The sequence below is a fragment of the Bombilactobacillus bombi genome (assembly GCF_003522965.1).
Lineage (GTDB): Bacteria > Bacillota > Bacilli > Lactobacillales > Lactobacillaceae > Bombilactobacillus > Bombilactobacillus bombi.
This window is the reverse complement of sequence record NZ_CP031513.1, coordinates 929,914-949,119: the sequence shown is the minus strand read 5'-3', so window position 1 is coordinate 949,119 and position 19,206 is coordinate 929,914. Positions and strand designations below refer to the sequence as shown.

Here is a 19,206-nt window from a genome sequence, read left to right as displayed (position 1 = left end):
GGAATAAATATGAAAGTTGCTAAAGGACCAATTGTTGTCCAGTCTTATCATTATGATTTAGTAGATCCAGACAGTGAAGTTAAAACTGATTTACAGGTTCAAGTGCAAGATTACAATGATTCTGAAGAAGCAGAATCAACCGAAGGAAAAATGATTCAAATTATGACTCCTTTTGGGATTCATCCTGAGCAAGCGCCTTTTGCTATTTCCGGGTTAATCGGACAAGTAGTCCAGTTGCAAGATGTGGCTGCTGATGAAGACTACACCTTGAGTACCGAATTAATGGAAGAACTCTCACGTCCTCTAGTAGAACAAATTCAAATTATCACTTATCAACTAACTGCGATGACCTTAGATCATGGATACGAATTGAATTTCCAGCCTAATACTGGTGACAATGAAGATGTAGATGATTAATCAAGCTAAATAAGATTGATGGATGTGGAAAGCAATGGGGGATTTAGCTGAGACACATACCAAAAAGGGCAAGGTGCTTTATCGATTATTGAAGCGGTTTTTTGATATAGTGATATCGACCTTAGCTTTAGTGGTTTGTAGTCCATTATTTTTAATTTTTAAGGTGGTATATCTTTTTGGGGAAAATAAAGGACCGATGTTATATAAGCAATTACGTGTAGGTAAAAATGGAAAAAAATTTTTGATATATAAGTTTCGTTCAATGGTAAATGGTGCTGATACTAAATTAAAAGCCAATCCACGTTTGTATCAAAAATATTTACAGAATGATTTTAAATTACCAGTTGATGCTGATCCTAGAATAACGCACTTTGGTCATTTCATTCGGTTAACATCGCTTGATGAGATTCCTCAATTTATCAATGTTTTAAAAGGTGAAATGAGTTTAGTTGGTCCGCGTCCGATTGTAGAAGCCGAATTGAAAAATTATGACACGCCGGAACACTTAAATAAATTTTTGTCAGTGAAACCAGGAATTACTGGTTGTTGGCAGGCTTTTGGCAGAAATAAAATTGGCTATCCAAAACGTTGTAATGTTGAATTGTATTATGTGGACCATGCCTCACTTTTATTTGATTTAAAAATTATTGTTAAAAGCTTTAGCAGTGTCTTAAAGCATGATGGAGTGTATTAAGATGATTAAAGTAGGATTATTCATACCTACCCTGAATGCGGGCAAAGAATTTAAAAAAGTTTTAGATCAGATTAATCAACAGAGTGGCGACTTTGAGTTACGTAAATTGATTATTGATAGTGAATCTAGCGATGATACTGTTCAATTAGCCCAACAAGCAGGATTTGAATATCAAACAATACCAGTCCAAACTTTTACGCATGGTAAAGTAAGGCATTATGCTGTAGAAAAAATATCTGATTGTGATTATATTATTTTTTTGACACAGGATGTCTATTTACAAAAGAACGCAATCGCTAATATTTTGCACTTTATCCAATCACATCATCAAATGGCTATTGCTTATGGTAGACAAATTGCTGATGTCAATACTGTGGGCTGGTTAGATGCTTTAGACCGTCAAAATAATTATCCTAGTAAGAGTGTAATCAAGAATTGGAAAAATCGGCGCAAATATGGTTTAAAAACTGTTTTTTCGTCAGATGCTTTTTCAATTTATCGGCGTGATGTTTTGCTGGAATTAGGCAATTTTCCACTTACAGTCAACTTTTCTGAGGATATGTTAATGGCAGCAAAAGCTGTTCAAAAAGGATATAGTATCGGTTATTGTGCCACGGCAATTTGTGAACATAACCAGAAGTTAAATTATCACCAGCTATATCAACGCTATCGAAAAATAGGAGAATTTCATCATCAATATCCTTGGATTAAACAAAAGTTTGGTAGTGCAAATTCTCAAGGAATCAGCTTAGTGATTGGTGAAATGAAATTTTTAATTTCTAGAGGCTTATTGTATTTAATTCCTAGTTTAGTTATTCGCAGTGGAATCAAATATATTGGATATAAGTTAGGGTAACAATGGAAAATAACAATAGAAAAGTAGCTATTATGATGGCTACATATAACGGTGAAAAGTATCTTAAACAACAGATTAATTCTATTTTAAAGCAAACATATCAAAATTTTGTTTTATTGATTCGGGATGACAATTCTACTGATAATACTCAAAATATCATTAATGAATATGAACTTAATTACCCAGATAAAATAGTAGTTATTAAAGATCATTTTAAAGCTGGGAGTGCTAAGGATAATTTTGGTTTGTTGGTAAGATATGTCCAAGAGCACTGTTTAGATGATTTTGAGTATTTTATGTTTAGTGATCAAGATGACTTTTGGCGAGCAAATAAAGTGGAATTAAGTATTTCTCGATTATTGAATTGTACTCAGCCTACGTTAGTGCATACAGATTTAAAAGTTGTTGATCAAAATCTTAAACTAATAAATAATTCTTTTATGAAAATGAGTTCGTTAAATGGTAATGAACATCGCTTACAAAGATTATTAGTGCAAAACAATGTGGTCGGTTGTACGATGGCATGGAATAAAGCTTTAATGCAAATTATTAAGCCCAACTTTGACCAAGCTATTATGCATGACTGGTTTATTGCTCTAATTGCCTGTTGTTATGGCAAGATTGTTTTTATTAATGAAGGAACTATTTTGTATAGACAGCATGATGATAATGCAGTTGGGGTAAAAAAAGAGTATAGCTATGAATATATTCAATATAAGTTGCAGAATTTAAATTCTGTAAAGTTATCTTTAAAAAATTGTGTTCAACAAGCGAACTATTTAATAAATAGTTATAATTTACCTTTAGACTTAAAAAAAGTAGTACTTAACTTTATAAATCTATTTAAATCGTCTGTTTTAAAAAGAAAATTTTTGTTTGTAAAGCAAGGATATATAAAGCAAGGAATTTTAAGAATAATAGGAGAAATATTTTATATTTAGTAATAATGACAAAGCAAAACATTGAAATTAGTATAGTAATTCCAGTATATAATACAGAAAAGTATTTAAATCACACTGTTAAGAGTGTTAAAAACCAAACTGTGTATAACTTTGAATTGATATTAATTGATGATGGATCTACAGATAATTCTGGCAAGATTATTGATCAATTAGCTGAAAATGATTCAAGGATTGTTGTGATTCATCAAAAAAATTCAGGTCTTGCGGCCGCTAGAAATGTTGGGATTAAGCGTGCAAGAGCTGATGTTATCACTTTTATTGATAGTGATGATCTTGTTTCTCCTTTATATTTGGAACATTTGTTAAAAGGATTTACAACGCCAGATGTTGAAATAACTTCAATTAAAAAAGAGTCGTTTTTAATTGAACCACGTGAACTAAAAAACAGTCATATCCTATGGATAAAAAAATATGATTCAAAACATTTTTTAAATGCAGTATTTTTGCATAATGATGATTTATATTATGTTTCTTTTTGGGGTAAAGCTTTTAAAAGTAGCTTTCTACAAAGTCAAGTTATAACTGAAGGACGTTATTATGAAGATATGGCAAATATCCCGGTTATAATTAGTCATGCACATACAATAATGCTACTTAATAGCACGGATTATTTTTATCGTGAGAATAGAGAAGGAAGCATATTAAATAGTTTCAATGAAAAAACTTGTAATGATCTTCTCTGGTCTTTAAAATATATCAGAAAAAACATTATTTTTAATAAAAAATTAAAAAAGGCATATAATGTATTGCTTTTTAACAACATTTCTTTTATTTGGATATGGTGCATAAAAAATAAAAGAAATTATAGCTTTATATTTAGTTTTTTAAATAGAATGTCATTTAAGTCAATGTTGTCGATGTCTTTAAAAACACATGTTTCAAGAAAGGGCATGCTACTATGGTTTTGTCATAAGTTACATTTGATTTAAATGAATATAAAGATTTAGGAAGTTAAAAAATGAATAAACGATTAATTAATCTATTAAATATTTTATTTGCTGTTATTTTAGCAATAGTTATGACTTCATGGCTAAATTTAACTTTTAATAACTATGCTATTTCACCAATAAGTGTAGTTTATTTTGTTGTAGGTTTAGTAGGATTTAATTATTTAATACATAAGTTATTGGCTATCAGATCACAGCAGTGGTTATTGTTAGCAACTTCTGCTGTAGTTACGGTAATTGAAGAATTAATGGGAATTTTAGTTAATTTATCACAAATTAATACATTTTCTTTTCCAGATGTTAAATCTATAATAATAATATTATTAATCAATATGATTATTATTTTTCAGTATCAAAAAAATGATTTATTTAAAATCGTTGTTGCTTTGATAATGTCTTTTTTTGAAACTATTGCCATTTGTTTTAATTTTGACGTTGGAGAGACTTTATGGAGTTGGGTATTAGTTGTTGGTAGTATTAATTTATTAATCAATTTAGTGTCTTTAAAATATGTTAGAAAGCGTAGTTATTGGCTACTATCTAGTATTGCGGGAATATTGTTTTCCTTAGCTTTGGTTTTAGGCAAGCAACTTTATGATAATTATCAGTTTCCTGCTTTTAATGTGGCTACTATATTAACTTTCATGGGATTTGTACTATTTTGGACTGCGATTGTTGCTTTGATAATAAATTATGTAATTAATACTCAAAATGTATTCTCTTCTAATCAGCAAAATTCCCCAATTCAAAATTGGTTTAATCAGTTAAAACATCCTTGGTTATGGAGTGCAGTAGTCACTTTTATTATTTTTATACCGGCAATCATAGCTTTAGCTCCAGGAATTTGGAGTTATGATACGCCTTATCAGTATTTTTCGATGACGAGAAATAATTGGAATATGGGTCAACCTATTGCCAGTATGATGATTGTCTATTTCTTTGTCCAAATAATTGGCGTTAATTTTCTACATTCAGTAGCTACAGGTTTATTTATCATGATTGTAGTACAGTTTATTTTAGCAGCTGCTATTTTTGGATATGGTTTTAAGGTGCTCAATCGTTGGCAGCTTCCTTGGATACTTCAAGTAGTTGTTTGGAGTTGGTGGACGTTGCATATTACTAATTGGACTTCTTTAGCCCAATCTAACACCAAAGATACTTGGTGTGGATTAGCTGCGGTTTTAATCATGATTTTTTTGCTGGAAATGTGGCAAGATGGTCCGAAATTTTTCCATTCATATGGTAAATTAGTTCTTTTAATTCTCTCTTTATTTGTATTTTTGACTTTTAGAAACAGTAGTCGATTAGTGTTAATTATGTTTTTACCTTTTTGGTTAGGGGGTTGTTGGAAATATTGGAAACAAATTGTAGCAATCATTGTAGCTACAGGGGCATTGTTTTATCTTTTTAATGGACCAGTTGTTCATAGCTTGCCTAGTTCTGCAGTTGATGTTAACCAAGGGGGTGGCGTCAGGAATATGGATAATGTAGGCGGATTGAAAGCACAGATTATTTTTGGTGGTTATGTCAATGTTGGAAATAAATTTAGCTTGGCTGACAAACAATTGCTGTGGACAATTTTGCCTAAAGGAACACCTGAACAATATTCACATTTTTATAGTCCACAATTTGCTGATCAGGCTAATACGGTGTGGGGTCAATTAGGAGTTCACTATCATCATATTTATCAGGGGAATTATAATCAAAGACGTTCTAAAATGATGAAGCAAATTATTTCACATTATCCACTAGCCACTTTACAAGTTATTTTGAATCAAAATTTAGGTTGGTATTATCCGCAAAGTACGTATCCTTCTAAATCTGGTAATATTTATAACGAGGTAATTAATGAAACTAAAAATGGTCCGATGAAAAAAGATGGCGTTATTATTAATAATTGGAAATTATTTCCATCATTGTATCAATTGATTTATGGCTTAGAACAAGATGGAACTTATTACCAATATCCTGTGATTGCAAGTTTCTTTGATCCAGCATTTTGGGGATGGATAATATTAGTTGTTTTATTAATCTTAATTGCACAAACATCTTGGAAAGCATTAACAATCTCCTTCTTTATGACAATTCAGTGGGCAACATTATGGGCTGCTCCTGTAGTACTTGTACGTTATATTTATCCTGTATTCTTGTGTCTGCCTTTGCTTGCAATAATGATTTATATTAGAAAATCTAAATTAGATGTTATTGAGTAGATATGTTAATTTTGAGATTATGTTCTAGTTTAGATATATAATTTTCTAAATATATAGGAGATTCTTATAGATGGAATATAGAGATTCAAAAATAGAAGTATTACGTATTGTTTCTATTTTTTTAATTATTTTAGGTCATATAGCAATAGAAACTAAGTGGAATTTTTTTAATATGACAATACCGCGAGTTGTCTTAATAGAAACAATGTGGATAGGAGCAAAATTAGGAGTTAATATATTTTTTTTAATAACAGGATATTTTTTGATTAGTAAGAATAGTTTTAGGATAACTGCAACTATTAAGATATGGCTGACAACTATTTTTTACTCTTGGATTTTAACAATAGTTAGTATTATCTTTTTACCTAATATATTAAATGTTGAACAAATTATACAATTCATTTTTCCAGTATTTTTTGGTACTTACTGGTTTATTACAGTTTATATAGTTTTGATGTTACTTTCTCCGTTTATTAATAAATTTTTAAAAAATTTATCTCAATCTGAATTTTTATGGATTTTAATTGTTGGATTTATTTATTTATTTGTTTGTTCAACTTTTTTTAAAAATCTTTCAACCGGAACATCAGGTGATACATTTATTACTAGTTTATATATTTATATGTTAGGAAGCTATATTGGTTTATATAAATCAAACTTTATTAATAAAAAATATAAATTATCAAAACATTTATCAATATTTATTTTGATGATTTTATTAATGATTTGCTCTATTGCAGTGATGAGTTTACTTATTAAATACCATTTAGTTTTTTATGATTCTAAAAAATTAATATATTTTATTGGTGGAAATAGTCCCTTTGAAGTAATCGCGGCTACGGAGTTATTTATCATAACTTTGAATAAAAAAAGTTTTTATAATTCTTTTATTAATAAAATTTCCAATACTGTTTTATCTGTATATGTAGTTCATACTCATTATTTATTTTCAATATTTATAATACCAACTATAATTAATGCAAAAAGATTTCAATATTCTAACATATTAATCATATATTTGTATTGTTTTTTATGGGCTGCTTGTATATTAATTTTATTGGTTATTATTGATTTAATAAGACAATATTTCCTAAATAACATAGAAATAAAAGTTATTAATAATATTTCTGATAAGTTAAAAAGTGTAAAGAAAAATTTTTTAATATGAGTACACTTGATTGCAATTTTATTCTAATTGTGTTTGTTAAGAATCTAGTGTAAATATCTTACTAAGAAATCTCTCTTTTTAGTATATTAATAATTTAAAGTATCTTTGATTAGTTAAACGTTTTTATTGATATTATTGGCTAGTAAATACTGCTTATAAAGCTTACTAACTTAATGACAAAGTCTATAAGTTAGTCTACTTTATAAGTTTGTCTACATTAATTATTAATTGATGAAATTGGTAATTATATATTTTTCAACAAAATCAGACCAGCAATTTACTAGTGCTAATTTTTTTATAAAATTGAATTACGATAGCTTTTAATTTTTAGTTTAGTGCTGAATATAATGGTTATAATTACTTAGAATAGAAAAATTCAATATTGAAGTCTTAAAAGTTAAATGATAAATATGATTACGCATGCATAGTCGAAAAATAGTTGAACCGTATAAAATAAGTTATTAATAGTTGTCCTAAATGTTTCAAAAAAGTTTCGCTGAAATCTTATTTTTGGATTAATGCTATTGTAAAAACCATTACTAAACTTTTTTTGGTGATCGTAGATTCTATAATTAATTCGAACATCATTAATCTAAAAAACCCAAAATAATTCCTTTTCAATGGTAGTTACTACACAAACCATGAAAGCAGGGATTACTTTGAGCACTTCTACTTTAACACAGTTTGACCGTGAAGCGATAGCCCTTTTACGGCAACAAGGTCAAACGCAACAACAAATCGCTGATGCAGTTGGTGTAGCTAAGTCCACTATCTGTACCGAATTACAACGGGTAAAACCCTATGACCCGGTTTTAGCCCAGCAGGATGCCGATCAAAAAAGACAACATTGCGGCCGTAAAACCATTCTGAATGCGTCTCTCAAGCAGTTGATTGAAAACCATTTACGCTTGGCTTGGTCTCCGGAAGCCATTGCTGCTAAATTTAAGATAGCGCCAGCTTCGATTTATCATTGGCTGCATCAGAGGCGATTGGACTTTGATTGTCAGAATTTGCCTGATCGTAATCGTTGTCGTCAACGCAAGCAGAGACTCGAGGACAATATCAAACTGGAGAACAACGCCCAGCAGCGATTAATCAACGTCAGACGTTTGGTCATTGGGAAGTGGATACTGTTTTATCTAGTCGGGGGCAAAGCAAAGCTTGCTTAGTTACCTTTGTAGAACGACGCAGTCGCTTCTTTTGGGCGACAAAGGCTCCAGATCGGACCTCTCAATCCTTAAATCAAGCCTTTGCAGGCTTTATGCGCCGGTTTGGCAGCACCGTTCAAAGCATTACGGTCAATCATGGCAAAGAGTTTGCCCAGTATCAAGACCTGAAACAGGACTATGGTTTAACTACTTATTTCTGTCATCCCTATTCGCCTTGGGAACGGGGCAGTAATGAGTATTTTAATCGGAAGCTGCGCTGGTTCTTTCCCAAGCAGACTAATTTTAATGAGGTCACAGCTGATCAAGTACTGGAAGCTGTGGAACTGATTAATAACCGACCTTTAAAACTACATTATTATCGAACTGCCATTGAAGTTTTTAGAGCTTGTTCGGATTAAATTTGTAATCTACCTGATATAAATCTAAATTATTATATTTATTACAAAAAGAGTTTCTATGTCAAAGAGTGTTGATAGATTTTTTCCTGCCAGTGTGACTAATTAGTCACACTGGCTTTCTCGTTTTCCCAGTAGTTATGGATTTTTAAAGCCTTGATTTCAATTTTAGGGTACACTAAAAGAATTCAACTGATAGACGGTTTTGCCTTACACCCATTAAACGGCAAACTTTAGATAAATGCGTAAGCGTAAATGCTGCCAATTGCGGATGCCATAACTAGTCCGTAAAATTGCGATGGTTAAATCCTTCTAAGGGGACCCGTTACTAAAAGTAATACTGACAGCTATTCACTACTGCAGCTTGATTTTGTTTCAATGTTTGCACTACCTAATCCATGGCATTAATACAGTGGATGATAATTGCTGAAGGTCTGCTGTAATAAAGTAGGATTACGTTCAGCGATAGCTTGGCGCAGACTTTCATAAGTCTAGCCAAAGCTTTGTTTAATTGCAGTCCAGCATGAACCAGATTAAATTGGGTCTCAAAAAGGCGTAAGTGGAACTGATATTGCATACGTTGTGCTTCTAGGCACTACTATTCTTCAAAAAGAGTCTCCAATGAAATTTCAACAGTCGATACGGAGAACTTGATTGCTCATAAGTCTGCATAATTTGTTCACGGATAGTATTCACAGCTTGATTAGCTAATTGCACTACATGAAACCCGATCAATAATAATCTAGTTTTGTGGAAATACTTGGAGAATCCAATGAATATAAGCAGCATTCAAATCTACAACAATTATCTGTATCTAACTTCTTTGTTGCACATAAAAGCGTTAAGAATAAGCCTTGAGACCTTAGGTTAGGCGAGTCGGTAATACTTCTAACAATTGATGAGTTTGAGCATCTGCAATAATAAAGCAATCAACTTGGCGGCTTTACATTCATCAAACGATAAATGAGCTGGCAAATGGTAACAGTGTAAATGTTGTAAGTCAGCATAATCTTAGTCTAAAAATCGTTGTACACTTTTGGCAGAGATGTTCTGCCGATCAGCAATATCTTTCGACGAAGTATTGTGCCGAGCTTCTAAAATCACATTCTAATGCACGCCGCGGATAAATACAACAATGAGGAGCCACCCACATCAGTCTGAGCTATTGTACTGTGACGGCAAACACGACACTAATGGCGCGGTTTCTGCAGTTCTAAATAGCAGGGACTACGGTTAAGTGTGGGCAAAAGCAGCCAACTATCTTTTCAGAAATTATTGACTACTGTTTCATTGTTGCAATAAAAACAGTATGTGCGCAGATAAGTTAAATGGGTATAAAAGAAGTAACCGTTTGACCATATTTTTCAGCACGTTCTCACGGACATTTTTCATTTAAAATGAGCCGGGGTCTTTTATTCCAAGGACAAGATTGATTTAATCATTATTAAGAGATATTGTCTAACTTACTTTCATTAGTTTTAATCGACTAGGTGGTCGAGCAGGACAATGTTTCTTTTATTTTATCTAATTATGATCAGATATCAAAAAAAGTATTGATATTTCTATCAACACTCAAAAGTATAGAGCCCAAAAAGAAAGCTTTTTTAAAATTTATACATATTTAGTTAGATATTCTAAAAAACACTAACATATTTTTAGTTAATTTATAACTTGAATAAACAATGATAATGTATTAAAACATCCAAATATAATGAAAATAGTAATAATATTTATTTTTTGTTGTTTTCCACAATAATCATTAAAAAATAATTTTTTTATTAACATTATAAGTATTAAAAATATACAGCCAAATAAAGGACTATAAGTCCTAAGATTAGATATCCAAATAGTAGGTGAAAAACCCATTGCAATTCTAGACATAACGCCTCCAATTAATAACGTCAAGGATAATATTCTATCTTCTATAGTATTAAAGGAAAAATAAATGCTTAGTACAAGAGTTATCAAAAACAAACTTAATACTAGATATTCTAAAAAAATACTTATATCTGTATAGTTATAAGTAGTTACTAATCCATATATAAGTTTTGGATAAGTTATTGATTTGCTTATATAAATAATATTAGTAAATATTGGATTAAAAGCTATAATTATTGCAAGAGGAATAGTACAAATTATTCTTATTAGATTGCTTCTATTATTGTTATTATTAATAATGAAGAGTATTGAAACAATAGCTATAATTAAACAATTGGGATGAAAAACTGCTGTATATAAAGTACTAGTATATCCTAGTTGGAATTTAGATATATTATTTAATGCTATAAAGCTAGGAAACCAATTTTTAACTTCTGCATTACTACGAGCGATAATTCCAGGTGTAGTTAATATAAATATAATACTAATCAATATAAAAATGTATTGTAAAATAATTAATTTATTTAACCTATGTGTTATTTTTAAAATAATCAAAAAAGATGTATATATTATTATAAGTATAACTGCTATTTGTTCATTGTTAGCAGCATAAACTAAACTGAGAGAACATAAAATATTTTGAATCATTGATGTTTTTTGATTTTTTAAAGATTTTATTAATGGTATAAGGCTGACAACTGTTAATGCAAATGGCCAAAAGTAAGTAGCAATAGTGGCAATCCAACCCGCAGAAGACAATATGTCAAAAGGATACATTAGAATGCAAGATATAATTCCCCATTTAATCAATTTATTATTTTTTTCATTAAATAATAAATTTAATGTTCTAGCCAGTAAGAATATCAATAAACCAGTTACAAATCCAAAAAAGAAAATATGATAATTACTAATTATTTCTGTATAATACATAATGGTATTAACAATAATCGAGATGACCAAGTAAAATATGATTTATAAACATTTTCTAATACACATTTCAATGGTATTTGCATATTTATACTATCGTCACCAAAAATTTTGATTGTACTAAATAGGATACTATACATTAAACCTAATAAATAAAATTCATAGTTTTTTATAAAATCTAATTTTAATTTATTTAAAAATCTCATAATTATTCCCTTTATCTAATTAAGGTATGAATTTGTTTTTATTATTTTTTCAGATCCGTTTAATTTCAAAAATATATAAAGTCGATGTTGCGAAATATCTAGTTTACTATCAATAGGTATGTGCACAGTAAATCCTGAATAATCATAATTATTTTTTTTATTAAATAAATTAGTAACATCTTCTCTGATTACAACAGAGGTGGGTAATAAGTAATAGAAGGTTGAGTTGCTTTTAAAAGCAGCATTGATAACAATGTTTTTAATGTTGACTCCCTTTTTTAATATCCAGCCATTAATATCTATGAAATTCTTCTTATTTGTGTTATTGCTAATACCTATATTATCAATATTATAAATATAAGTACCGTTATTGAATGTTGTCTTATTATCTTTGAACTCAGTTGCTGTTACAAAATCTTTTTTTGAAGGTGAAATGTTTTGTATATAGGAAGAATTCTTACTGAAAATGATATAACTAATCATAATTCCTAAAAAGCTAATAATTAATAAAATAATTAAATGTTTATTTTTCATATGTAAAATTGTAAAAACTATTCTCCTTGAATTATTAATTTTGAATAATTAAAATTGCTGTGTTTATAGCGTATTATAAATAAAGTATTCAAAACAATTACTTGCTATTTTTAAATTAGTAATTTAATAAAAGTTAACATCAATATTTTATATATTTATATTAGCAAATACAAGTTAATTTTTAGTTAAAAGTTTACGCAGTTCATGTGATTATTGAAGTATAGATTCTAGTATATTATTTATTCCTTAGATTACTTTTCTAATATATAATTCATTTATATGCTAGAAAAATCAAATTACAATTATCTTTCTATCTATGTTTATATTAAGATTAGACTTTTAAAAATTATCCATAGTATTGTAAATTAATAATATTAAAGTCATATGTTATCATAAAGACTAGGAATTTTATTCAAGAGAAGAGGACCCAATAATGAAAGGAATTGTTTTAGCTGGTGGTTCAGGTACGAGACTATATCCAATTACAAAGGCTATTTCAAAGCAGCTAATTCCAATATATGATAAGCCAATGATTTATTACCCCATGTCGGTGTTGATGCTCGCTGGCATACGTGATATCTTAATTATTTCAACACCTCATGATTTACCACGTTTTGAAGAGTTATTTAATGATGGTAGTGGTTTAGGCTTAAATATTAGTTATGCTGTCCAGGAACAACCACGTGGTTTAGTGGATGCTTTTATTGTCGGACGTCAGTTTATTGGTTCCGACTCGGTTTGTTTAGTCTTGGGTGATAATATTTTTTACGGTAGTGGTTTATCCCAATTACTACAAAAGACGGCTCAAAAAGTTCACGGTGCCACGGTTTTTGGGTATCATGTTAACGATCCAGAACGTTTTGGTGTGGTGGAATTTGACGAGGATAAACATGTTAAATCGATTATTGAAAAACCTAAGCATCCTGCCAGTAATTATGCAGTAACGGGGCTTTATTTTTATGATAATCAAGTAGTGGACATTGCCCAGCAAGTCGAACCTTCAACTCGAGGAGAATTAGAGATTACTAGTATTAATCAAGCTTATTTAAATCAAGGCCAACTTGACGTTGAGATTATGCGTCGGGGTTATGCTTGGTTAGATACTGGCACTCATGATTCTTTGCAAGAAGCTAGCAGTTTTATTGCGACAATTCAACACAATCAAAATTTGAAAGTCGCATGCTTAGAAGAAATAGCTTATCGCATGGGTTATATTAGTCAAGAACAAGTTATTAAATTAGCTCAACCGTTGCAAAAAAACGACTACGGACAATATTTATTACGATTGGTGGCACAATGATGGGTAAATTACAAATTCAAACAACTGCTTTGCAAGATGTGAAGTTAATTACACCACAGTTTTTTGGGGATCAACGTGGTTTTTTTACGGAATCTTATTCCCAAAGAGATTTTCATGATGCTGGTATTAGTTTTAACTTTATTCAAGATAATCATTCCTTATCTACTCGAGCAGGAGTCTTAAGAGGGATGCATTTTCAAAACGGACAAGCAGCTCAGACTAAGTTAATTAGAGTTGTGACTGGTGTTGTTTGGGATGTTATAGTTGATTTGCGTTTGGGTTCACCTACTTATTTAAAATGGCAAGGTTATATCTTATCTGAAAGTAATCATCGCCAATTGTTAGTTCCTAAAGGTTTTGCTCATGGTTTTGTGACCTTAACTGATAATGTTAATTTTTTATACAAGTGTGATAATTATTATGATGCTCAGGCTGACGATGGCATTTCTTATTGTGATCCACAATTAAAGATTGCTTGGCCAATTGATTTGGATCAAGCTATAACTTCTGAAAAAGATGCACATCGGCAAAGCTTACAAGAATTTGAAAAAAATAATCCCTTTGTCTATGGAGAAATTTAATGTTAAAAAAAATTTTAGTAACTGGAGGAGCCGGCTTTATTGGCTCTAATTTTGTACATTATTTAGTTCAAAACCAACCCCAAACACAAATAACAGTTCTAGATAAATTAACGTATGCAGGTAATCGAGAAAATTTAGCAGGATTGCCTTCTAATCGAGTTAAATTAGTTGTTGGGGATATTTGTGATGCCCAATTAGTAGATAATTTAATAGCTCAAACTGATGCGGTTGTACATTATGCTGCTGAAAGTCACAATGATAATTCTTTAAATAACCCTGATCCTTTTATTCAAACTAATATTGTGGGTACCTATACATTAATTCAAGCATGCCGGAAGCATAACGTTCGTTATCACCACATTTCCACTGATGAAGTGTACGGTGATCTCCCATTGCGAGAAGACTTACCGGGTCATGGGGAAGGTATAGGTGAGAAATTCACACCTACTAGTCGTTATAATCCCAGCAGCCCTTATTCAGCTTCTAAAGCCAGTTCGGATTTATTAGTACATGCCTGGGTACGTTCTTTTGGGTTAAGAGCTACTATTTCTAATTGCTCCAATAATTATGGACCTTATCAGCATATCGAAAAGTTTATACCTCGTCAGATTACGAATGTTTTGTGTGGTATTCGTCCAAAGCTGTATGGCAGTGGAAAGAATGTCCGCGACTGGATTCATACAAAAGACCATTCACATGCTGTTTGGTCGATTTTAACGCAAGGTACAATTGGTGAAACTTATTTAATTGGTGCTAATGGTGAAAGAAATAACCGCGATGTTTTAGAATTAATATTAAAGTTGATGCACCAGCCTGTGGATGCTTATGATGAAGTGAAAGACCGACCAGGGCATGATTTACGGTATGCGATTGATGCTACTAAATTGCGCACGGAATTAGGCTGGCAGCCACAATATACAGATTTTGAAGCAGGATTAAAACAAACAATTGACTGGTATCGTAATCATCGTGAGTGGTGGATTAATGATAAACAGGCCGTAGAAAGTGAATATCAAAAAAATGGCCAATAATAAAATTTTAATCTTGGGTGCTAACGGACAATTAGGTACCGAATTACGATTGTTGCTGCAAACCCAAAAAATAACTTATTTAGCTCCCAGTTCACAAGAATTAGATATTACCGATTTAACTGTTGTTCAGCATTATTTGGCTAGGTATCAGCCGCAAGTTATTTTTGATTGTGCAGCTTATACTAAAGTTGATGCTGCTGAAACCGAACCTGGAAAAAGCTTGAACTACAAGGTGAATGATCAGGGCACAGCTAATCTTGCGCAAGCAGCACAAGAAATTGGTGCTACTTTGTTTTATATTAGTACTGATTATGTGTTTGATGGAACTAATTTGACTGCTTATCAAGTAGATGATCAACCACATCCACAAAATGAATATGGCAAAGCCAAATTAGCGGGTGAGCAACATCTTACACAAATAATGAATAACTATTATATTATTAGAACCTCTTGGGTGTTTGGTCAATATGGAGCCAACTTTGTAAAAACTATGTTGCACTTAGCCCAAACTCATGACCAAATTACAGTAGTTAATGACCAATTTGGTCGTCCTACTTGGACAAAGACATTAGCCGAATTTATGGTCTTTGCTTGGCAACAAAGACTTGACTTTGGAATTTATCAGTTAGCTAATATGGGTAGTTGTTCTTGGTATGAATTTGCGCAGGAAATTTTAAAAAATCAAGCTGTTCAAGTTTTGCCCGTAACTTCAAACCAATATCCCCAGGTTGCTCAACGCCCAAAACATTCAATTTTAAGTATTGATAAAGTTTTGCAGACAGGATTTGAAATTCCTAGTTGGCAAACGGCTGTTAATCAGTGTTTTGATCTTTAAAAATAAGTTTGTAGGTAATTAAATTGCAGTTAATCAAGAACTATCTTTACAATGCTTTTTATCAAATTTTTGTTATTATTGTACCTTTAATTACAATGCCTTATATTTCTCGAGTTTTAGGACCAACAGGCAGTGGAATTAATTCATTAACAAATGCTAATACGCAATATTTTATCTTATTTGGCAGTATCGGAGTAGCTCTCTACGGTAATCGACAAATTGCCTATTTAAGAGATGATAAAGACAAGGTTTCCCAAACATTTTGGGAAATTTTTATTATGCGTCTATTTACGATTGCTCTAGCTTTAATTCTATTTTATTTATTTGTATTTTTGACTCACACTTATCAGTTGGCTTACTTAATGCAATCCATTTTAATTATTGCAGCTGCTTTTGATATTTCTTGGTTTTTTATGGGAGTTGAGAATTTTAAAGTGACTGTGGTTCGAAATGTTGTTGTGAAGTTGATTTCGATTATTTTTATCTTTACTTTAGTCAAAAACAAAAACGATATAATACTTTATATTTTTATTTTGTCCATGTCTCAATTACTGGGAAATATGTCATTATTTCCTTATTTAAAAACTTATATTGTACCGCCTAAATGGCACCAATTAAATATTTGGCAACATTTACGTCCATCATTAACCTTGTTTCTTCCTCAGATTGCGTTACAAGTTTATTTGATATTAAATAAAACCATGCTAGGAATTATGGTCTCAGTAGAAGCTGCTGGTTTTTATACTTATTCCGATAATATTATTCGGATGCTTTTAGCAATAGTTACTTCGCTAGCTACAGTAATGATGCCACGAGTGGCCAATGTATTTGCCCATGGAGACTTAAAAAAGGTTAATCGCTATACCCAACAGGCTTTTGATTATTCAAGTGCGGCTGCAATTCCAATGATGTTTGGCATTGCAGCAGTTGCTTGGAAGTTTGCACCTTTATTTTTTGGTCACGGGTATGAGTCTATTTCACCTTTAATTATGATTGAGTCTTTAATAATATTACCGATTGCATGGTCAAGTATTATAGGAAATCAATATCTTTTACCCTTGGGCAAAAATCGCCAATACACTGCTTCTGTCACTTTAGGAGCTATCTTGAGTGTGGTTTTTAATGTACCACTGATTTTGTTATTGAAAACTAATGGGGCAATGATTTCAACGGTGCTTTGTGAATGGGCTGTTACTATTTATCAATTAGTGGCCATTCATAAGTCCATGCAGTTATCAGATTTATTTATTGGCCTTTGGAAATATCTTTTATCGGGTTTAATTATGTTTATAGTGGTATTTTATTTACACATGACTTGGAAATTCACCATATTAACAGCTTTGATAGAAGTAATTATTGGTATAGTAATTTATGGATTGGGAATCTTTATTTTAAAGCCACCAATTTTGCAAGTTGTGAGACAATTGTTGCAAAAACCAGCTAAATAAGTTTTGAGTTATTTTATAATTTTGTTATCATAAACAGTGAATGGTTCGCAAAATCCCATTTAAAAAAACTAAGGAAGTAATATTATGCAAAAAAGTAAAAATTGGGCCTTGCCCGCAATCGTTGCTGCATTATATGTTGCAATTTCTTTATTGTTTGCACCGTTAAGTTTTAACGCCGTGCAAATTAGATTTGCAGAGTTGTTTAATCACCTGGCAGCTTTTAACAAGAAATATATTATTGCAGTAACTTTAGGATGTTTCATTACAAATTTATTTTCTACTGTAGGAATGCCTGATTTAATTTTTGGAACAGCTGGCACGATTATTGGTACTTGCTTAACCTGGTATTTCGGTAGTAAAACATCAATAAAATGGCAAAAATATGCCATTGCGACCGTTTGTCAGATACCAGGGACCTTTTTAGTAGCTCTGGAGATGCATTTGTTTATGAAGTTACCATTAGTGTGGACTTGGGTAACGGTTTCTGCTGGGGAAATGCTCTCAATGATTATAGGAGCTATCATTATTGATATTATTAGTCGTAAAATTGATTTTAGTAAGGGAGAAGTTATTAGACATGCCGTTCACTAAAGCTTTAGAACAATTGCAACAAGGGAAAAAAGTTGTGCGCCAATCTTGGACGAGCGGTGAGCAATATATTATTGAAATAACTGATGCCCAGTATCAAGGAGAAGCTGTGAATCCTTATTTTTTAATTAAAACGGATGAAACACCAGCCTTTTCAGTATTTCAGCCAACTTCCTGTGATATTTTGGCTGATGACTGGCAATTAGTTTCATGAAAGCCATTTATCCAGACTTAAAAGACAAACGAGTGTTAGTGACTGGTTGTGCTAGTGGGATTGGCGCCAGCCAATGTCGCTTATTTTTAGAGCAAGGCTGTGAGGTTTATGGCATTGATTTGCACGTAGCTAATATTGAACATGCTCGGTTTCATTTTATTCAACTTGATTTAATGCAGGCCACTGATGTGAAAGTGACATTAGAGCCATTAGCTAGGATGGATATTATTTGTAACACTGCGGGGATCTTGGATGATTACCAACCTTCATTAGCTACTGATGAGCAGTTATGGAATCAAGTCTTAAATACTAATCTACGAAGTATGTATTTAGTTTGCAATATTTTTATTGCGAAAAGTTTAGCTGCTCAGCGCCCTTTAACTATTGTTAATATGGCCTCCATTGCAAGTTTCATGGCTAGTGGCGGTGGCGCAGCTTATACGGCTAGTAAACATGCTATTGTAGGTTATACAAAACAATTGAATTTTGACTATGGTAAATTCAAGATCCGGGCTAATTGTCTAGCTCCTGGAGCTGTTCAAACGCCAATGACACAAGAAGATTTCAACACTAATACTGATACTGCTAAAAAAGTAGCACGCCAGACCTTAATTGGACGATATGCTCAACCAGAAGAAATCGCGCAGGCAACATTATTTCTTGCGAGTGCAGTGTCTGAGTATATTTATGGAGCAGTTTTACCGATTGATGGTGGCTTTTCGCTCGGTAAAGAAATTTAATATAGCAATTTAATCAGACGGACGTTGTCCGTCTTTTCTTTTGTCTTAAAAAAACATTAAAAAATAGCTTTTAGGTCGTCGTTAATAGCTATCTTATGCAATA

Annotated in this window: 18 protein-coding genes, 1 pseudogene and 1 riboswitch; of the genes and pseudogenes, 16 read left to right on the top strand and 3 right to left on the bottom strand. The window is 31.5% G+C overall.

Annotation, left to right across the window (positions count from 1 at the left end; all coding sequences use genetic code 11):
* The first annotated feature begins 9 nt into the window (after positions 1-9).
* The 8 genes and pseudogenes from DS830_RS04885 to DS830_RS04850 all read left to right on the top strand — a co-directional run bounded on the left by DS830_RS04885 (position 10) and on the right by DS830_RS04850 (position 8,824).
* Positions 10-417, top strand: a complete 408-nt coding sequence (locus tag DS830_RS04885) for a DUF1149 family protein (RefSeq protein WP_118908462.1) — start codon at positions 10-12, stop codon at positions 415-417.
* A 34-nt stretch (positions 418-451) separates the two neighbouring features.
* Positions 452-1,111, top strand: coding sequence for a sugar transferase (locus DS830_RS04880; RefSeq protein WP_205526770.1), 660 nt, complete (start codon positions 452-454; stop codon positions 1,109-1,111).
* A gap of 1 nt (position 1,112) precedes the next feature.
* The gene (locus tag DS830_RS04875; RefSeq protein WP_162887523.1) at positions 1,113-1,967 is read left to right on the top strand and encodes a glycosyltransferase family 2 protein; all 855 of its coding nucleotides are present in this window, start codon (positions 1,113-1,115) and stop codon (positions 1,965-1,967) included.
* A gap of 2 nt (positions 1,968-1,969) precedes the next feature.
* Positions 1,970-2,908: a glycosyltransferase family 2 protein gene (locus tag DS830_RS04870; RefSeq protein ID WP_118908459.1), complete on the top strand. Its 939-nt coding sequence runs from the start codon at positions 1,970-1,972 to the stop codon at positions 2,906-2,908.
* A 5-nt stretch (positions 2,909-2,913) separates the two neighbouring features.
* The gene (locus DS830_RS04865) at positions 2,914-3,858 is read left to right on the top strand and encodes a glycosyltransferase family 2 protein (protein WP_118908458.1); all 945 of its coding nucleotides are present in this window, start codon (positions 2,914-2,916) and stop codon (positions 3,856-3,858) included.
* A 29-nt stretch (positions 3,859-3,887) separates the two neighbouring features.
* A complete protein-coding gene (locus tag DS830_RS04860; protein ID WP_118908457.1) occupies positions 3,888-6,089 on the top strand; it encodes a hypothetical protein in 2,202 nt (733 codons plus the stop codon).
* Between the two features lie 70 nt (positions 6,090-6,159).
* Positions 6,160-7,257, top strand: a complete 1,098-nt coding sequence (locus tag DS830_RS04855; RefSeq protein ID WP_118908456.1) for an acyltransferase family protein — start codon at positions 6,160-6,162, stop codon at positions 7,255-7,257.
* Between the two features lie 659 nt (positions 7,258-7,916).
* Positions 7,917-8,824: pseudogene (locus DS830_RS04850) on the top strand (IS30 family transposase).
* Between the two features lie 585 nt (positions 8,825-9,409).
* On the opposite strand, the gene DS830_RS09055 reads toward DS830_RS04850, so the two are convergent.
* From DS830_RS09055 to DS830_RS04830, 3 genes are all read right to left on the bottom strand, one after another.
* Positions 9,410-9,610 carry a transposase gene (locus DS830_RS09055; protein WP_118908455.1) on the bottom strand — a complete coding sequence of 67 codons (201 nt, stop codon included), beginning with the start codon at positions 9,608-9,610 and terminating at the stop codon, positions 9,410-9,412.
* Between the two features lie 870 nt (positions 9,611-10,480).
* Positions 10,481-11,629: a hypothetical protein gene (locus tag DS830_RS04840; protein ID WP_118908454.1), complete on the bottom strand. Its 1,149-nt coding sequence runs from the start codon at positions 11,627-11,629 to the stop codon at positions 10,481-10,483.
* A 218-nt stretch (positions 11,630-11,847) separates the two neighbouring features.
* The gene (locus DS830_RS04830; RefSeq protein ID WP_118908452.1) at positions 11,848-12,366 is read right to left on the bottom strand and encodes a hypothetical protein; all 519 of its coding nucleotides are present in this window, start codon (positions 12,364-12,366) and stop codon (positions 11,848-11,850) included.
* A 433-nt stretch (positions 12,367-12,799) separates the two neighbouring features.
* On the opposite strand from DS830_RS04830, the gene rfbA reads away from it, so the two are divergent.
* The 8 genes from rfbA (at position 12,800) to DS830_RS04790 (ending at position 19,103) form a co-directional block, all read left to right on the top strand.
* On the top strand, positions 12,800-13,666 hold the full coding sequence (gene rfbA / locus DS830_RS04825) for a glucose-1-phosphate thymidylyltransferase RfbA (RefSeq protein WP_118908451.1): 867 nt from the start codon (positions 12,800-12,802) through the stop codon (positions 13,664-13,666).
* Positions 13,666-14,247, top strand: a complete 582-nt coding sequence (gene rfbC / locus DS830_RS04820; protein WP_118902632.1) for a dTDP-4-dehydrorhamnose 3,5-epimerase — start codon at positions 13,666-13,668, stop codon at positions 14,245-14,247. The genes rfbA and rfbC overlap by 1 nt, the downstream gene beginning before the upstream one ends.
* A complete protein-coding gene (gene rfbB, locus DS830_RS04815; RefSeq protein WP_118908450.1) occupies positions 14,247-15,278 on the top strand; it encodes a dTDP-glucose 4,6-dehydratase in 1,032 nt (343 codons plus the stop codon). Before rfbC ends, rfbB begins: the two co-directional genes overlap by 1 nt.
* Positions 15,268-16,113 carry a dTDP-4-dehydrorhamnose reductase gene (gene rfbD / locus DS830_RS04810; protein ID WP_118909099.1) on the top strand — a complete coding sequence of 282 codons (846 nt, stop codon included), beginning with the start codon at positions 15,268-15,270 and terminating at the stop codon, positions 16,111-16,113. The genes rfbB and rfbD overlap by 11 nt, the downstream gene beginning before the upstream one ends.
* 23 nt (positions 16,114-16,136) lie before the next feature.
* Entirely contained in the window at positions 16,137-17,561 is a 1,425-nt protein-coding gene (locus tag DS830_RS04805; RefSeq protein WP_118908449.1) for an oligosaccharide flippase family protein, read from the top strand.
* Positions 17,562-17,595: 34 nt separating this feature from the next.
* Positions 17,596-17,639, top strand: a riboswitch (PreQ1 riboswitch).
* 6 nt (positions 17,640-17,645) lie between these two features.
* Positions 17,646-18,152, top strand: a complete 507-nt coding sequence (locus tag DS830_RS04800) for a QueT transporter family protein (RefSeq protein WP_118908448.1) — start codon at positions 17,646-17,648, stop codon at positions 18,150-18,152.
* A complete protein-coding gene (locus DS830_RS04795) occupies positions 18,139-18,363 on the top strand; it encodes a DUF2829 domain-containing protein (protein ID WP_118902621.1) in 225 nt (74 codons plus the stop codon). The genes DS830_RS04800 and DS830_RS04795 overlap by 14 nt, the downstream gene beginning before the upstream one ends.
* A complete protein-coding gene (locus DS830_RS04790; protein ID WP_118908447.1) occupies positions 18,360-19,103 on the top strand; it encodes a 3-oxoacyl-ACP reductase in 744 nt (247 codons plus the stop codon). The genes DS830_RS04795 and DS830_RS04790 overlap by 4 nt, the downstream gene beginning before the upstream one ends.
* Positions 19,104-19,206 lie beyond the last annotated feature (103 nt).

Coding starts and splice junctions, on each gene's coding strand:
- DS830_RS04795 (WP_118902621.1), top strand. CDS start 18,139: ATGCCGTTCACTAAAGCTTTAGAACAATTGCAACAAGGGAAAAAAGTT.
- DS830_RS04860 (WP_118908457.1), top strand. CDS start 3,888: ATGAATAAACGATTAATTAATCTATTAAATATTTTATTTGCTGTTATT.
- rfbD (WP_118909099.1), top strand. CDS start 15,268: ATGGCCAATAATAAAATTTTAATCTTGGGTGCTAACGGACAATTAGGT.
- DS830_RS04885 (WP_118908462.1), top strand. CDS start 10: ATGAAAGTTGCTAAAGGACCAATTGTTGTCCAGTCTTATCATTATGAT.
- DS830_RS04865 (WP_118908458.1), top strand. CDS start 2,914: ATGACAAAGCAAAACATTGAAATTAGTATAGTAATTCCAGTATATAAT.
- rfbC (WP_118902632.1), top strand. CDS start 13,666: ATGGGTAAATTACAAATTCAAACAACTGCTTTGCAAGATGTGAAGTTA.
- DS830_RS09055 (WP_118908455.1), bottom strand. CDS start 9,610: ATGCTGCTTATATTCATTGGATTCTCCAAGTATTTCCACAAAACTAGA.
- rfbB (WP_118908450.1), top strand. CDS start 14,247: ATGTTAAAAAAAATTTTAGTAACTGGAGGAGCCGGCTTTATTGGCTCT.
- DS830_RS04840 (WP_118908454.1), bottom strand. CDS start 11,629: ATGTATTATACAGAAATAATTAGTAATTATCATATTTTCTTTTTTGGA.
- DS830_RS04875 (WP_162887523.1), top strand. CDS start 1,113: ATGATTAAAGTAGGATTATTCATACCTACCCTGAATGCGGGCAAAGAA.
- DS830_RS04830 (WP_118908452.1), bottom strand. CDS start 12,366: ATGAAAAATAAACATTTAATTATTTTATTAATTATTAGCTTTTTAGGA.
- DS830_RS04790 (WP_118908447.1), top strand. CDS start 18,360: ATGAAAGCCATTTATCCAGACTTAAAAGACAAACGAGTGTTAGTGACT.
- DS830_RS04800 (WP_118908448.1), top strand. CDS start 17,646: ATGCAAAAAAGTAAAAATTGGGCCTTGCCCGCAATCGTTGCTGCATTA.
- DS830_RS04870 (WP_118908459.1), top strand. CDS start 1,970: ATGGAAAATAACAATAGAAAAGTAGCTATTATGATGGCTACATATAAC.
- DS830_RS04855 (WP_118908456.1), top strand. CDS start 6,160: ATGGAATATAGAGATTCAAAAATAGAAGTATTACGTATTGTTTCTATT.
- DS830_RS04880 (WP_205526770.1), top strand. CDS start 452: ATGGGGGATTTAGCTGAGACACATACCAAAAAGGGCAAGGTGCTTTAT.
- rfbA (WP_118908451.1), top strand. CDS start 12,800: ATGAAAGGAATTGTTTTAGCTGGTGGTTCAGGTACGAGACTATATCCA.